Genomic DNA, 14,958 nt, shown 5'->3' on the forward strand with positions numbered 1-14,958 from the left:
GATTAACTACGTGCGCTGCCAACCCCCCACGCACCTGCACTGTTGGCAGCACAGCACCCCGCGGTTACTCCGCGAGCAGTCGACAAGCCGTCTCCAGATCGATCCGCACCTGCGCGATCGAAGCCCGCCCGGAGAGCCAGGTGACCAACGCGGAGTGCCAGGTGTGCTCGATCACGCGAACAGCGGCCAGCTGCTCGCGGCTCGGCGGGTGGTCGAGCCCCATGGCCTCGGTGATCAGGATCGCGGTGAGCCGGCTGACCTGGTCGACCTCCGCGCTGACCGAGCGGTCCGCGAAGCTCAGCGCTCTGACCATGGCCTCCGCGAGCTGCGGTTCCCGCTGCAGCCCGCGGAAGGTCCGCATCAGCATCTCGGTGACCCGAGCACCGGGATCGTCGCCGGACGGCGGGTGCTTGCGGACCTGCTCCTGCATCAGCTGGAGCTGGTCCTGCATGGTCGCCACCAGCAGGTGCACCTTGGAGGGGAAGTAGCGGTAGAGCGTGCCCAGGGCGACACCGGAGTTCTCGGCGACCTCGCGCATCTGCACCGCGTCGAAGCCGCCGCGTGAGGCCAGCTGTGCGGCGGTGTGCAGGATGCGCCTGCGGCGGGCCTCCTGGCGTTCGGTCAGCGGCGGGGTCGCGGGCGGCCTGGGGCTGGTGGTCATGCGGGCTGTCCCCCCGTCTGGTGGTGCCCTGGGTGGCGCTGGTAGCGGAGTCTGCGGCGTTGTGCCTGGTGGAGATGATGGCGCAACGGCGGGGCGTGGCGCGAATCACCCGCCCTGCCCCCGGGGGTCCCGCTACGGGCCGGTAACCTCTAGGTCTCCATGCGCTCCACCAATGGAACGTGTTCTAGATTACCCTGACTGGGGCGATCGTCGGCAGAGGAGAGTATTCCAGGGTGACCAGTGCCGCGCGGGACGTCGTACCCGCTGACCGGCCGCTGCGGATCGCGTTGCTCTCCTACAAGGGCAACCCCTTCTGCGGTGGCCAGGGCGTCTACGTCCGCCACCTGTCCCGCGAACTGGCCCGGCTGGGCCACGATGTCGAGGTGCTCGGCGGGCAGCCCTATCCCGTGCTGGACGAGACCGACGGGCCCGGGCGGCTCACGTTCACCGAGATCGCCAGCCTGGACCTGTACCGGCAGCCGGATCCGTTCCGCAACCCCCGTCTGGGCGAGTACCGCAGCGTCGCGGACGTGGTCGAGTACGCGACCATGCGCACCGGCGGCTTTCCCGAGCCGCTCACCTTCAGCCTGCGCGCCCGCCGCCACCTGGCCCGGCACCGGGGCCGCTACGACGTGGTCCACGACAACCAGACCCTCGGCTACGGCCTGCTCGGCCTGGAACGCATCGGCTTCCCGCTGGTCACCACCGTCCACCACCCGATCACCGTCGACCGCGCGCTCGACCTGGCCGCCGCCGACGGGCTGGTGAAGCAGCTGTCGGTGCGCCGCTGGTACGGCTTCACCCGGATGCAGCGCCGGGTCGCGCAGCGGCTCGACTCGGTGCTCACCGTGTCGCAGAGCTCGGGCCGCGAGATCAGCGAGCACCTGGGCGTGCGCCCGGAGCGGGTGCACGTGGTCCCGATCGGGGCGGACACCCGGCTGTGGTCGCCGGATCCGTCGGTGGCCGAGGTCCCCGGACGGATCGTCACCACCTCCAGCGCGGACGTGCCGCTCAAGGGTCTGGTCCACCTGATCGAGGCGCTCGCCAAGGTCCGCACCGAACGCGACGCGCACCTGGTCGTGGTCGGCCGGCGCCGCGAGGACGGCCCGGTCGCCGAGGCGATCCGGCGGCTCGGTCTGGAGCAGGCGGTCGAGTTCCGGGGCGGGATCAGCGACGCCGAACTGGTGGATCTGGTGCGCAGCTCCGAGGTCGCCTGCGTGCCCTCCCTCTACGAGGGCTTCTCGCTGCCGGCCGCGGAGGCGATGGCCACCGGCACGCCGCTGGTTTCCACCACCGGCGGGGCCATCCCCGAGGTGTCCGGCCCGGACGGCGAGACCTGCCTAGCGGTGCCGCCGGCCGACCCGGGGGCGCTCGCGGCGGCGCTGGGACGGCTGCTGGACGACCCGGACCTGCGCCGCCGCATGGGCGCGGCCGGGCGGGAACGGGTGCTGGCGCACTTCACCTGGGAGCGCGCCGCCGAGCTCACCGCCGAGCGCTACCGCGAGGCGATCGCCACCGGGGCCGGGCAGCGCGCCCGGGCCGGCGCCGGCTGGCGCTACGTCTGACCGCCGTACCGACACCCCTGAACCTGACGCCGTGAACGGAGCCCCACGACTGTGCTGACTGTCGACTTCTCACGTTTCCCGATCGCCCCCGGCGACCGGGTCCTCGACCTGGGCTGCGGTGGGGGCCGGCATGCCTTCGAGGTGTACCGGCGCGGCGGCCGGGTGGTCGCCCTGGACCGCAACGCGGAGGAGATCCGCGAGGTCCAGCGCTGGTTCGCGGCGATGGACGCGGAGGGCGAGGCCCCGGCCGGCGCCTCCGCCGTCGCCATGGAGGGCGACGCGCTGGCGCTGCCGTTCCCCGACGACAGCTTCGACAAGGTCATCATCTCCGAGGTGATGGAGCACATCCCGGACGACAAGGGCGTGCTCGCCGAGATGGTCCGGGTGCTCAAGCCGGGCGGGTCGATAGCGATCACCGTGCCGCGCTGGCTGCCGGAGAAGGTGTGCTGGGCGCTCTCGGACGCGTACCACGAGGTCGAGGGCGGCCACATCCGCATCTACCGGGGCGACGAGCTGCTGGAGAAGATGCGCGGCGCCGGGCTCGACCCCTACGGCACCCACCACGCCCACGCGCTGCACTCCCCGTACTGGTGGATCAAGTGCGCGGTCGGCGTCGACAACGACAAGGCACTGCCGGTCAAGGCCTACCACCAGCTGCTGGTCTGGGACATCGTCGGCACCCCGGTGATCAGTACGCTCACCCGGGCCGCCGAGAGCGCGCTGAACCCGCTGATCGGCAAGAGCTTCGTCGCCTACGCGACCAAGCCCCGCTCCGACCGGCAGGACCTCGGGTGACGGCCGGCACCGGACCGGTCGCGGTACCGGACGTCCTGCTGCTGCCCGGAGTGCTCGACGCCGGCCAGGCCGCGGCCACGGTGCGCAGCATCCTCGCGGACCAGCGCGCCGACGGCGGCATCCCCTGGTTCACCGGCGGCCACCTCGACCCCTGGGACCACACCGAGGCCGCCATGGCCCTGGACGTCGCCGGCGAGCACGCGGCCGCCGAGGCCGGCTACCGCTGGCTGATGCGGCATCAGAACCCGGACGGTTCCTGGTACTCCGCCTACACCGACGGTGTGGTCACGGACCACAACCGGGAGTCCAACTTCTGCGCCTACATAGCCGTCGGCGTCTGGCACCATCACCTGGCCACCGGCGACGACGCCTTCCTGGAGGAGATCTGGCCCACCGTCAGCCGCGCCGTCGGGTTCGTGCTCGGCCTGGAGCGCGCGGACGGCACCGTCGCCTGGCGGCGCGAGGAGGACGGCAGCGCGCCCGACGAGGCGCTGCTCACCGGCAGCTCCAGCGTCCACCACGCGCTGCGCTGCGCACTGGCCATCGCCGACTACCTGGAGGAGCCGCAGCCCGACTGGGAGCTGGCCGCCGGGCGCCTCGGCCACGCCGTCGCCTGCCACCCGGAGCGGTTCCTCGACAAGGACCGCTACTCCATGGACTGGTACTACCCGGTGCTGGGCACGGCGCTGCGCGGCGACGCCGCCAAGGCGCGCATCGAGCGCGACTGGGACCGCTTCGTCGTCCCCGGCCTCGGCGTGCGCTGCGTCTCCGACCGCCCCTGGGTGACCGGCGGCGAGAGTGCCGAACTGGCGCTGGCACTGTGGGCGATCGGCGAGTCGGACCACGCGGTGGAGATCCTGCGCTCCATCCAGCACCTGCGGCACGAGGACGGCGGCTACTGGACCGGGTACGTCTTCGAGGACGACGCGGTCTGGCCCGAGGAGCGCACCACCTGGACCGCGGGCGCGCTGCTGCTGGCCGTCGCGGCACTGGGCGGCGACGACGCCACGGTCTCGGTCTTCGGCGGCGCGCAGTTGCCGGCCGGCCTGGCCGACGACTGCTGCGGCGCACGGCTGGGTTGAGCGCCCGACGGCCGGAACAATACCGAGGCCCCTGTCGTACCCGGGTGCTAGCGTCCCGACTGACCGTCCATCGGTGGGGTGGACGGCGAAGGGGGTGCGAGCACGTGGTGGACGAGACGGCCGGCTGGCTGGAGCACGAGCGCTATCTGACGGAGCTTGAGGCGGACGTACGCCTCTTCGCCGGCCTGGTCGCCGAGGGGGACCAGGCCGCGCGGGTGCCCAGCTGCCCCGACTGGGATCTGGCCGAACTGTGCCGGCACCAGGGCATGGTGCACCGCTGGGTGACCGAGGTGGTCCGGACCGGGGCCCAGGAGCGGCTCGGCTTTGACGCCCTGCCGGACCCGGTCATGCCGGACGACGCGGACGGCCGCGCCGACTGGCTGCGGCGTGGCGGCCTCGCGGTGGCCGAGGAGCTCCGCAAGGCCGGTCCCGACCTGCGGGTGTGGGGCTGGGCCTGGGAACAGAACACCCGCTTCTGGGGCCGGCGGATGGCGCACGAGACGATGGTGCACCGGCTCGACGCCGAACTGGCGCTGGGCCGGGCCGGGAAGGTCCCGGCCGACCTGGCCGCCGACAACATCGACGAACTCCTGCACAACGCCGGTGCCCCGGCCGCCCGGGTCTACCGGAACCGGGACCGGCTGCGGGGCGACGGCGACACCCTGCATGTGCACTGCACCGACACCCACGGCGAGTGGCTGCTCAGCCGTACGCCCGAGGGCTTCCGCTACGAGCGAGGTCACGCCAAGGCGGACGCGGCGCTGCGCGGCCCGGCCGCCCAGCTGATGGAACTGCTGCTGAACCGGCATACCAGTGCGGTGCCGAACGAGGTGGAGCGGTTGGGCGACAGCGCGGTGATTGCGCTCTGGCTGGACGGCCTCGCCTTCGGCTGACCTACTTGGCGGCGCCACTTGCGGGGTTAGGGACCCGGCGGTCAGAGGACGAGCTCGGCCAGGGTCCGCAGGGTGTGCGGGTCGCGGGAGGTGACCAGCAGGTCGGTGACCGGGCTCGCGCGCCAGGCGTCCAGGCGTTCGGCGATCCGCTCGCGCGGGCCGACCAGTGAGATCTCGTCGGCGAAGGCGGCCGGGACGGCGGCGATCGCCTCGGCCTGCCGGCCGTCCAGGAACAGTTGCTGGATCTGCCGCGCCTCGGCCTCGAAGCCCATCCGGGCCATCAGGTCGGCGTGGAAGTTCCGTCCGCGCGCGCCCATGCCGCCGATGTAGAAGCCCAGCATGGCCTGGATGGGGGCCAGCCCCTCGGCCACGTCGTCGCAGACCCGGGCGTGGACCAGGGGCGCCACGGTGAAGCCGGGGCGGGCGGCGGACAGTGGCTCGGCGTAGAGAGCGGCGCGTTCCGGCGCGGGGGAGAAGTAGAGCGGCAGCCACCCGTCGGCGATCCGCACGGTCTGCGCGATGTTCTTCGGGCCCTCCGCACCGAGCAGGATCGGCAGGTCGGCACGGAGCGGATGCAGGATCGGCTTCAGCGGCTTGCCCAGGCCGGTGCCGTCCGGGCCGGGGTAGGGGAGCGGGTGGTAGGCGCCGTCCAGGGTCACCGGCTTCTCGCGGCGCAGCACCTGGCGGATCACGTCCACGTACTCGCGGACCGAGGTCAGCGGCGAGCGCGGGAACGGGCGCCCGTACCAGCCCTCGACGACCTGCGGGCCGGAGAGGCCGAGCCCGAGGACGAGCCGGCCACCGGAGAGGTGGTCCAGGGTCATGGCGTGCATGGCGGTGGCGGTGGGGGTGCGCGCGGCCATCTGCGCCACGCCGGTGCCCAGCTGGATCCTGCTGGTGTGGGCGGCGATCCAGGTGAGCGGGGTGAACGCGTCGGACCCCCAGGCCTCCGCCGTCCACACCGAGTCATAGCCCAAGCGTTCGGCCTCGACTGCGAGTTCGACGAATCCTGGGGTGGGGGCCGCGCCCCAGTAGCCGAGCACCAGACCGAGCCGCATGGTGGATGACCCCCTGATCCCGATGACTGCCGCGTCTGATGCATCGCCTGATCTGATGTACCGTCAGATCCATTGGAGGTGATGGTATGCCGCGCGGCACACGGCCACAACAGAGGCGGGCACAACGACGGCGGGCACAACGGCGACGGCACCGGGGCGCGAGATCCTGTCTCGCGCCCCGGTGCCGGAGTTTCTGTGCCGCGGCTCGCTGCGGGTGTGCCGTATCGGGTCAGCCGCGCTGGATCCCCGAGGTGTCGGTGAGCAGTCCGCGCCTGCCCTCCTGGGTCTGGGTCAGCAGGGCGTCGCCGCGCTGCTGGATGGCCAGGTACCAGGTGCCGGGGACCAGTTCGCCGACGGGTGCGCCGCCCCCGCCCTGCTCCGCGTAGAGCGGCCGGGCGGCCGGGACGGCGAACCAGAACGGCGCGAACGCCGGTGCGGCCGACTCCTCGTGGGCCGCCGCCTGCGGGGCCGCCGGCTGCGGAGTTTCTGCGTGCGGGGCTTCGGCGCTCGGGCCTGCCGCCTGCGCCGCCGCGTCCTGCGGCTCGGCCGCTGCGGGCTCGGCCGCCTGGCCGGTCTGCGGCTCGGAATGCAGGGCCTCGGAATGCGGTGCCTCGGGGGACTGCGGCTCGCGGCCCTGCGGCTCGGCCGACTCCGGCAGCTTCACCACCGGGGTGAGCAGCGCCGTCGCGTTGTCCTGGCGCGGCGGGGCGTCCTGCGGCGTGGGCTCGGGCGTCACCGGGGCGGCCGGCGACGGCCGGCCCTCGGCGGCGGGGGCCGGAGCCGGGGCAGGGGCCGGCGCAGCGGCGGCCGGGGCACCGTACGGGCTGCCGTAGCCCTGCTGCGGCTGGGGGTAGCCGTACCCGGCCGGAGGCTGCTGCTGCCCGGGGTACGGGGCCTGCGGACCGGTGAACGGCTGGCCCGGCGTTGCCTGCTGGACCGGCTGCCCGTGCTGGAAGTGCTGCCCGGGCTGCTGCTGGTACGGGTACGGCTGCCCCTGCTGCCCGTACAGCCCCGGGGTCTGTGCCGGCGGCGCGTTCGAGACCAGCGCCGCCGACAGCCCGGGCACCATCGGCGTGGCGACCGCGAGGCCGGCCAGCGCCAGCGTGGCCAGGAAGCCGAGGTACGCGCCGACGCCGAGGTTCACCCCGGTGCCGCCGCTGAGCATCGACCACAGCGAGGACCAGAACGACGCCACGGCCAGCACGGTGCCCCAGTGGCTCAGCTGGATCCCGGCGGGCTTCGGCTCCTGCGGCGTCAGCCGGGAGGCCAGGATCAGCGCGGCACCGATGATCCCGAGCAGGAACGCCGAGGGCAGCAGCGGGAAGTACTCGGTGTGCCAGGCGTTCGCCGTGCTGCCGTCCACCGAGTAGAAGGGCAGGAACGAGGCGATCAACAGCAGGAGCGCGGCGCCCGCGACGGCGGCGTCCCCCCTGGTGATGGTTCGGAGGTTCACTCGGAAGAGCCCTCTCATGAGTGACGGGGACGATGCGTTGAGCCGCCCATAGCGTACGTGGTGGACGAGTCGGGCGAATCACCCGGTCCGGGCCGGGGTCGGGTGGCCGCCCGCCGCGTCAGTGGGTCTGCGCGAGGAAGGCGGTGAAGCCGTTCGCCAGTCCCTGGGCGGCCTGTTGGCGCCATGCGGGGTTGGTCATCTCGGCGGCGTCGGTGGAGTTGCGCATGTTGCCGCACTCGATGAAGACCTTCGGCACGGTCGACATGTTGAGGCCGCCGAGGTCGCCGCGCACGTCGTAACCGAGGCCGCCGTTGATGTAGTTGGCGAAGGGCTCGCCGGTGGCGGTGGTGAAGGCGGAGCGGATGTCCATCCCCAGGGTGCGCGACGGACCGACGATCGGACGGGTGTCCGCGCGGCCGGCCACCACGGTCTGCGGCAGGATCACGTGGAAGCCCCGGTCCGAGGCGCCGGCGCCGTCGCCGTGGATGGAGATCGCCGCGTCGGCGTGGGCCGCGTTGCCGATCGCCGCGCGCTCGGTGACGCAGGGCCCCCAGGGCCGGTTGCCGTCCTGGGTCAGCACCACCGTCGCACCCTCCGCCTGCAGCAGGGCCCGCAGCCGGTGGGCGACGTCGAGGGTGAAGTTCGCCTCCAGGTAGCCGGCGTTGGTCTCGGTGCCGGTGGTGTCGCAGTTCGTGGTGCCGTTGCCGATGTTGACCAGGGCGTTGATCTCGCTGGGGTAGTTCCCGTTGTCGGGGTTGTGGCCCGGGTCGATCACGATCGTCTTCCCGGCCAGCGGATGCGCGCCGTTGGCCGGGGCCGCGGTCGCGGCTCCGGGCGCGGAGGTCGAGGGTGCGGCGGAGGCGGAGGCCGGGGCCGACGGTGTGCCGGAGCCCGCGTGGCTCGGCGACGCGCCGAGCCCGTCCACGCTGGAGCCGGGCACGCCGGAGCCGGGCACGCCGGAGCCGGGCACCGGTGCGGCGGCGGCAGCCGTGGCCGTTCCGCTGCCGGATCCGGCGATGGCACGCCACCCGAGCCAGCCGGCGAAGGCCAGCGGCACGATCGCCGCCAGCACGACGGCGATGGTCGCCGTGCGGGCGCCCCACCGACGGCCCTCGGGCTCGTCATAGCGGTCCAGCGGATGGTCAGAGCGCATCGGCGGTCCTCGTCTGCAGTCCGTACTGGGTGGCGATGGGGGTCCATTGCGTCACGAAGGTGTTCTTGTCCGTGGTCGCCTTCCCGCTCTGCGCCGTCCCGTTGTCCCAGTCGGCGTTGTGCGGGGCGCTGTTGGGGGTGCAGCCGCCGGAGGCCATCGCCCCGGCCCAGCTGGCGTAGGCGCTGTCCGCCGCGGACGACTCGCTCCAGGCCTGCTCGATGGTCTGCATCGCGGCGGCGCCCCCGGAGATGGCGGACACGTCCAGTGCCTGTGCCTGGGTCACCAGCGACTGACGCGCCGTGGCAGCCTGGGTGAGCGCGCTCTGCGCGGCGGAGACCGAGGAGGGATCGCTGCACTGGTCCACGGCGGCGACCGCGTTCACCACCTGCTGGCGCGAGCTGGCGGCGCTGGCCAGCAACTGGTCCACGGCCTGGGCCTGGGCCTGGCCCGGGTCGGTCGAGGCGCTGTCAGTCGGTGAGGCCGACGAGGTGTCGGTGGGGGAGTCGGTCGGCGAGGCGGAGTCGGAGGACGAGTCCGACGCGGAGGCACTCGACCCGTCGGTCGAGGAACCCGAGCCCGCGTTCGTGGTCCGGCCGAGGCCCAGACCCCACACCGCGCCCACCCCGGCCAGCGCGGCGACCAGGACCACGATCACCACCAGCAGCGGCACGCTCATCCGCGGGCCGCGGCCGTGCGGGTCGCCCGAGCCGGGCAGGTCGTAGCGGGGGCCGCCCTGCGGCGGGATCGGTCCCGACGACTGCGGCACGCCGGAGTACGACGCACCGCCGCCGCCGTAGAGCGGACCCCCGTACTGCGGTGCCGTGTAGGGCGGGGGTGCAGTCTGCGGTCCCGGGGCCTGCTGTCCGGAGTTCTGCGGTGGCGGGCCCTGGGGTGCCTGGTTCTGCGGCGGGGGTGCGTAGCCCGGTGCGCTGTAGGTGCCGCCGCCGTAGGTGGGCGCGTTGGCGGAGGACGGCGGGCCGTAGGGCGGGTAGCCGTACTGGCCGGCCTTCGGGGCGTCGGGAGCCGGGGTGGAGCCGGAGGCGGGGGGTGGCCCGGCGGCCGGCGGCTGCTTCGGCGCGGCCTGGGTGGGCTTCTCTGCCGCCGCCTCGGCCGGGCTGACCTTGGGGAAGTCCTTGACGGTGGGGATGTAGGGACGTCCCAGCGGCGCGTCCACCTCCGGCGTGGAGGGGGCCCCGGGGGTAGGCGGCATCGGCGGCAGCACCTGGGTCCGCTCATTGCCGGACCCGCCGTCCTGCGCGGACGCACCGTCCTCTGCGGGCCCGGCCGTGGCCGGCTCCGCGTCCGCCGGCTCGGGCGGCGGGGACCTGCGCAGCATCGCCGCCGTGGCCGGGTCGCGGCGGCGCACCCAGCCACCCGCACCGTTGCGGGCCGTGGGGTCCCACACCGCCGGCGCGCTCTCCGCGCCGTCTTCTGCGTCGGCCATCGCCGAATCCTCCCCGACCTGCTGTCCGTCTGTTGCGGCCACCGTACCGAAGAGCGCGCCTGGTGAGCGGCGCTTGCCCACATCCGCGGGCGGCGGCGCGCGAGCGTGACCGCGGCCGCGGAGCCAATCGTCCGTGTGCCTACGAGCCGCCGACGGACAGGTCGACAGCCGCCCGCGACGATCCGAACCGTACCGACCCGCGACCGCCCGACGGCGGCTGTGCGCGATGCGTCCGGACGGTGCCGGTCCCCGGCCGTCCGACGGAGGCATCCTGCCCGCGACCGTGCGACGGCGGCTGCCCGCGACCGTGCGACGGGTGCCGGTCTGCGACGGTCCGGGCCGGCAGGGTCTAGCCGCGCTGGAGCACCCGCAGCGAACCGGTGACCGACACCTCGGTGAAGCCCTCGGCCAGCGCGCGCAGGTAGACCCGGTACGGGGCCTGACCGCCGTCCGCGGGGTCCGGGAAGACGTCGTGCACGACCAGCAGGCCGTTCGGCGCCAGCTTCGGGACCCAGCCCTCGTAGTCCGCGGTGGCGTGCTCGTCGGTGTGCCCGCCGTCCACGAAGACCAGCCCGAGCGGGGACCCCCAGACCGCCGCGACCTGCGGCGACCGGCCGACCAGGGCGATCACGTGGTCCTCCAGGCCGGCTGCATGCAGCGTCCGGCGGAAGCGCGGCAGCGTGTCCATGCGACCGACCTCGGCGTCGACCAGCGAGCTGTCGTGGTACTCCCAGCCGGGCTGCTGCTCCTCGGAGCCGCGGTGGTGGTCGACGGTCAGCGCGACCGTTCCGGCCCGCCGGGCCGCGTCGGCGAGCAGGATCGTGGAGCGGCCGCAGTAGGTGCCCACCTCCAGCACTGGCAGCCCGGTACGCGTCGCCGCCTCGTACGCCGCGGCGTAGAGGGCGAGCCCCTCGTCGACGGGCATGAAGCCGGTCGCCGCCTCGAACGCCGCCAGCACCTCAGGGGTCGCTGCCTCAGGGGCCGCAGCCTCCGCCGCCGTCACCACCGCGTCCGTCATCCGCTGCTCTCCTTCTCGTCGAAGCACTCGCCCTGCATCCGACCGCACCGACTGCGCGGAACTGCACCGACGGGGTCAGCCTGGACCCTACTCGACGGTACTGCGACGTCCGTCGAGAAGGTCGAGGATCCCGGCGCGGGCCGATGCGAGCTCCGCGTCGATGGCGGTGAAATCCGGCAGGGCGAGCGGCTCGGCATCGGCGTAGGGCCCGGACAGCCGGCGGACGAAGGCCAGCCGCAGGTGCTTGGGCGGGTGGGTGCTGTCCGTCGCGGTCTCGCCCAGCTCCGAGACCAGGATCCGCCGGGTGCGCTCCTCGGGCGGGATGGAGGCGACGTAGGCGCGCAGCTCGGTCCACAGATCGCCGGCGGCGTCCTCGGGCGTACGGTCCCCGCCGCGCCGTCGGTGCACCCGCTGAACCCGGCCGCGCCGCTGCAGCACCAGGTGCTCGTAGGCGCCCTCCAGGGTGAGCGCCTCCACCAGACCGGCCGCCCCCTCGCGTCCGGCGATCCGCAGGGCGAATGCGTCGGCCAGGTACTCGGCACGGCGACTGGACGCCCGGGTCAGCCAGGCCAGCAGCCGGTAGCACTGCCGGATCAGGACGTTGACCAGCCCCAGCAGCAGCCGGGTCAGCAGTGCGGCCAGCGCGGCGAGCCCGCGCGGGGCGGCTATCGACGTGGTGGTGGTGGCCTCGTGCCAGCCGGCGAGGCCGCGCAGTGCGCTGCCCACCCACAGCCCGCGGCGCGAGTCGCCGTTGGCGCCGTGGCCGAACTCGTGCCCGAGCAGGGCGAGTCGTTCGGCGGGCCGGAGCGACTCCCACAGCGGGAGGCCCAGGTGCAGCACGACCCGCTGGCGCAGGCCGACCCGCTGATAGCCGGCGTTGTAGGAATCGTCGACGACGATCAGCTCGGGCCGCCGGGTGCCCAGCGCGTCCGCCGTGGCGTCGGCGAGTGCGTACAGGACCGGGGCGTGCGCCCGGTCCAGGGCGAAGGGCTTGCGCCGCTCTGCGCGCAGCGAGCCGAGCCGTGGACGCAGCAGGGCCACCGCCGCGACCAGCACCAGCGCGCCGATCACCCGCCCGGGCCAGCCGGGCTGCAGCAGCAGCCATCCGCCGCAGCCGACCACCGCCACGCTGACCAGGTGCACCAGCCCCGCCATGACCAGGGCCGCGGCCCAGACGCCGTCATGGGCCGGGCGCAGCGGTGCGCCGCTGGTCACCTGCTCGTAGAGCCGCTCCTCCAGCGACCTGTTCAGCCGCTGCTGGATGCGCCCGTGCTCGGCCGCCGCTTCCCTGCCCGTCTTCGGGACCGCGTTCCAGTGGCAGGACGGGCACCACTGGACGAAACGCGGGTCGGTGGTCAGCGGGGAACCGCACTCGGTGCAGCCGGCGGCGGTGATCGCGGCGCTGGGAGGGGTGGTCACGGTTGCGGATCCTGTCGCATTCGGGGTCTGCCTGTGAAGCGGATTAGTGGGGGCAGTTCCCGAAGCGGTCTGGCCGAGAGGTGGAACACGTTCTAATCTGACGATGCGTCAGCGATGAGGGAGAGCCTGGATGAGTATTGGCGTCGGCGAGGACCACCGCGCGCTGCACCGGACGGTGCGGGGCTGGGTGGAGCGGGAGGCATCGGACCGTCCGGGGTGGTGGAAGGGGCTGGCCGGGCAGGGGCTGCTCGGCCCGCACCTGCCGGAGGCGTACGGCGGGGGCGGCGGCACGCTGCTGGACCTGGCCGTGGTGCTGGAGGAGGCCGGTCGGGCGCTGTTGCCCGGCGCGTTCCTGCCGACTGTGCTCGCGTCCGCGCTGCTGGCCGGGTCCTGGGACGAGGCTGCGGTGTTCGCCCCCGCCTCGGCCCACTCCGCCTCGGCCCACTCCGCCTCGGCCCACTCCGCCTCGGCCGCCGCCTCGGCCGCCGCCTCGGCCGCCGCCTCGGCCGCCGCCTCGGCCGCCGCCTCGGCCGCCGCCTCGGCCGCCGCCCCGGGCGATGCCGGGCGGCGGTCGGGCGCGGGGCGGTGGCTGCCCGGCCTCGCCGATGGCAGCCGCACCGCTGCCGTCGCGCTGGACCCCGGCGGCGTCGAGGCTGAGCCGACCGGGGACGGCGGCCACCGGCTGCACGGCACCGTCGGCCCGGTCCTGGCCGCCGCCGAGGCCGACCTGCTGCTGGTCGCCGCACGACTCGGGCCGGTGGTGCGCTGGTTCGCCGTCGAGGCGGCCGAGGCCGAGCTGGAGCCGCTGGAGGCGCTGGACCTGACCCGCGGCCTGGCCCGGGTCCGGCTGGACGGGGTGCTGCTGCCGCCGGGGCGCGAGCTCGCGCTCTCCCCGTCCGGAGTGCGGCGCTGCGCGGAACTGCTGCTGGCCGCCGAGGCCTGCGGGGTGGCCGGGTGGGCTCTCGACACCGCCGCCGAACACGCCCGCACCCGGCACCAGTTCGGGCGTCCGATCGGACAGTTCCAGGGCGTGAAGCACCCCTGCGCGCTGATGCTGGTCCGGGTCGAGAAGGCCCGCGCCGCCGTCTGGCAGGCGGCCCGCAGCGGTTCCGCCCTGGACGGGCGTATCGCGCTTGCGCTGGCTCTGGAGGCCGGTTACCAGAACGCCAAGGACTGCGTCCAGATCCTCGGCGGGATCGGCTTCACCTGGGAGCACCCGGCCCATCTGCGGCTGCGCCGGGCCGTGGCGCTGCGTCAGCTCGCCGGTGGCGAGCGGGCCGCGCTGGCGGAGGCCGCCCGGCTGGCCGCGACCGCGGGGCTGGTTCGGCCCACCCTGGAACTCCCGCCCGAGGCCGAGGACTTCCGCGCCGAGGCACGCCAGGCGGCTGCCTCCGTCGTCGGGTTGGAGCCCGCCGAGCAGCGGCGCAGGCTCGCTCCGGACGGCTGGGCCGCCCCGCATCTGCCCGTTCCGTACGGCCTCGGGGCGGGCCCGCTGCGGCAGTTGGTGGTCGAGGAGGAGTTCCGTGCGGCCGGAGTCCGGCTGCCGGATCTGACCATCGGCAACTGGGTGGTGCCCTCCCTGGTCGCCCACGGCACCCCCGAGCAGCGCGAGCGCTTCCTGATGCCGACCCTGCGCGGCGAACTGACCTGGTGTCAGCTCTTCTCCGAACCGGAGGCCGGGTCCGACCTGGCCTCGCTGCGCACCCGCGCCGTCCGACTCCCGGACGGGCGCTGGCGGGTGGACGGGCAGAAGGTCTGGACGTCCAGCGCCCGCACCGCGGACTTCGGCATCCTGCTGGCCCGGACCTCGCCGGACAAGCCCAAGCACAAGGGCCTGACCTACTTCATCGTGGACATGCGGCGGACCCCCGGCATCGACATCCGCCCGCTGCGCGAACTGACCGGCGACGCCGTCTTCAACGAGGTGTTCCTGGACGCGGTGGAGCTGCCCGCCGACGCCGTCGTCGGCGAGGTCGACGGCGGCTGGCGGGTCGCCCGGCACACCCTCGGCAACGAGCGGGTGCACATGGCCGACGCCAGTCCGACCGGTGACGCGGTCCGGCTGCTGCTGTCCGTCCCCGGCGCCGACCCGGTGCGGCTGGGCCGGCTGGTCGCCGACGAGCAGGTGCTGGCCTGCATCGACCTGCGTACCGCGCTGAGCAGCCTGGACGGCCTGGACCCCGGCGCGGGCGCCAGCGTCCGCAAGCTGGTCTCCGCTCCGCACGCCCAGCGGGTCGCGGAGCTGGCGCTGGAGCTGTGCGGAGCCGCCGGCGCGGTCTACGACGGGGTGGGGCGCGAGGCGGGCCACGGCTTCCTGATGTCGCGCTGCCTCACCATCGCCGGCGGGACCACGCAGGTGCAGCTGAACGTCGTGGCCGAGCGCCTGCTCGGGCTGCCCCGGGACTGAGTTTCGACCA

At 74.2% G+C, this 14,958-nt stretch carries 12 protein-coding genes; 5 read left to right on the plus strand and 7 right to left on the minus strand.

Annotated features, from left to right (window positions below):
• Nucleotides 1-64 precede the first annotated feature (64 nt).
• Nucleotides 65-661: a TetR family transcriptional regulator gene (locus tag ABH925_RS14420; RefSeq protein ID WP_370147911.1), complete on the minus strand. Its 597-nt coding sequence runs from the start codon at nt 659-661 to the stop codon at nt 65-67.
• A 233-nt stretch (nt 662-894) separates the two neighbouring features.
• On the opposite strand from ABH925_RS14420, the gene ABH925_RS14425 reads away from it, so the two are divergent.
• The 4 genes from ABH925_RS14425 to ABH925_RS14440 all read left to right on the plus strand — a co-directional run bounded on the left by ABH925_RS14425 (nt 895) and on the right by ABH925_RS14440 (nt 4,996).
• A complete protein-coding gene (locus tag ABH925_RS14425; RefSeq protein WP_370147912.1) occupies nt 895-2,226 on the plus strand; it encodes a glycosyltransferase family 4 protein in 1,332 nt (443 codons plus the stop codon).
• A gap of 51 nt (nt 2,227-2,277) precedes the next feature.
• Nucleotides 2,278-3,021 (plus strand): methyltransferase domain-containing protein, encoded by a 744-nt coding sequence (locus ABH925_RS14430; RefSeq protein ID WP_370147913.1) that lies wholly within the window; start codon nt 2,278-2,280, stop codon nt 3,019-3,021.
• Nucleotides 3,022-3,071: 50 nt separating this feature from the next.
• Nucleotides 3,072-4,103 (plus strand): prenyltransferase, encoded by a 1,032-nt coding sequence (locus tag ABH925_RS14435; RefSeq protein WP_370147945.1) that lies wholly within the window; start codon nt 3,072-3,074, stop codon nt 4,101-4,103.
• A gap of 104 nt (nt 4,104-4,207) precedes the next feature.
• A complete protein-coding gene (locus ABH925_RS14440; protein WP_370147914.1) occupies nt 4,208-4,996 on the plus strand; it encodes a maleylpyruvate isomerase family mycothiol-dependent enzyme in 789 nt (262 codons plus the stop codon).
• Nucleotides 4,997-5,037: 41 nt separating this feature from the next.
• Here ABH925_RS14440 and ABH925_RS14445 read toward each other — a convergent pair whose 3' ends face one another.
• The 6 genes from ABH925_RS14445 to ABH925_RS14470 form a co-directional block, all read right to left on the minus strand.
• Nucleotides 5,038-6,054, minus strand: a complete 1,017-nt coding sequence (locus ABH925_RS14445) for an LLM class F420-dependent oxidoreductase (RefSeq protein ID WP_370147915.1) — start codon at nt 6,052-6,054, stop codon at nt 5,038-5,040.
• 229 nt (nt 6,055-6,283) lie between these two features.
• A complete protein-coding gene (locus tag ABH925_RS14450; protein WP_370147916.1) occupies nt 6,284-7,507 on the minus strand; it encodes a hypothetical protein in 1,224 nt (407 codons plus the stop codon).
• A gap of 118 nt (nt 7,508-7,625) precedes the next feature.
• Nucleotides 7,626-8,660, minus strand: coding sequence for an N-acetylmuramoyl-L-alanine amidase (locus tag ABH925_RS14455; protein ID WP_370147917.1), 1,035 nt, complete (start codon nt 8,658-8,660; stop codon nt 7,626-7,628).
• The gene (locus ABH925_RS14460) at nt 8,650-10,104 is read right to left on the minus strand and encodes a hypothetical protein (protein ID WP_370147918.1); all 1,455 of its coding nucleotides are present in this window, start codon (nt 10,102-10,104) and stop codon (nt 8,650-8,652) included. Before ABH925_RS14460 ends, ABH925_RS14455 begins: the two co-directional genes overlap by 11 nt.
• A 349-nt stretch (nt 10,105-10,453) precedes the next feature.
• Nucleotides 10,454-11,122, minus strand: a complete 669-nt coding sequence (locus tag ABH925_RS14465; RefSeq protein ID WP_370147919.1) for a class I SAM-dependent methyltransferase — start codon at nt 11,120-11,122, stop codon at nt 10,454-10,456.
• Between the two features lie 87 nt (nt 11,123-11,209).
• Entirely contained in the window at nt 11,210-12,541 is a 1,332-nt protein-coding gene (locus tag ABH925_RS14470; protein WP_370147921.1) for a M48 family metallopeptidase, read from the minus strand.
• A 130-nt stretch (nt 12,542-12,671) separates the two neighbouring features.
• Here ABH925_RS14470 and ABH925_RS14475 point away from each other — a divergent pair, with 130 nt between their 5' ends.
• Nucleotides 12,672-14,948 carry an acyl-CoA dehydrogenase family protein gene (locus tag ABH925_RS14475; protein ID WP_370147922.1) on the plus strand — a complete coding sequence of 759 codons (2,277 nt, stop codon included), beginning with the start codon at nt 12,672-12,674 and terminating at the stop codon, nt 14,946-14,948.
• The last annotated feature ends 10 nt before the right edge of the window (nt 14,949-14,958 follow it).

The sequence above is a fragment of the Streptacidiphilus sp. EB129 genome (assembly GCF_041262645.1).
Classification (GTDB): domain Bacteria; phylum Actinomycetota; class Actinomycetes; order Streptomycetales; family Streptomycetaceae; genus Streptacidiphilus.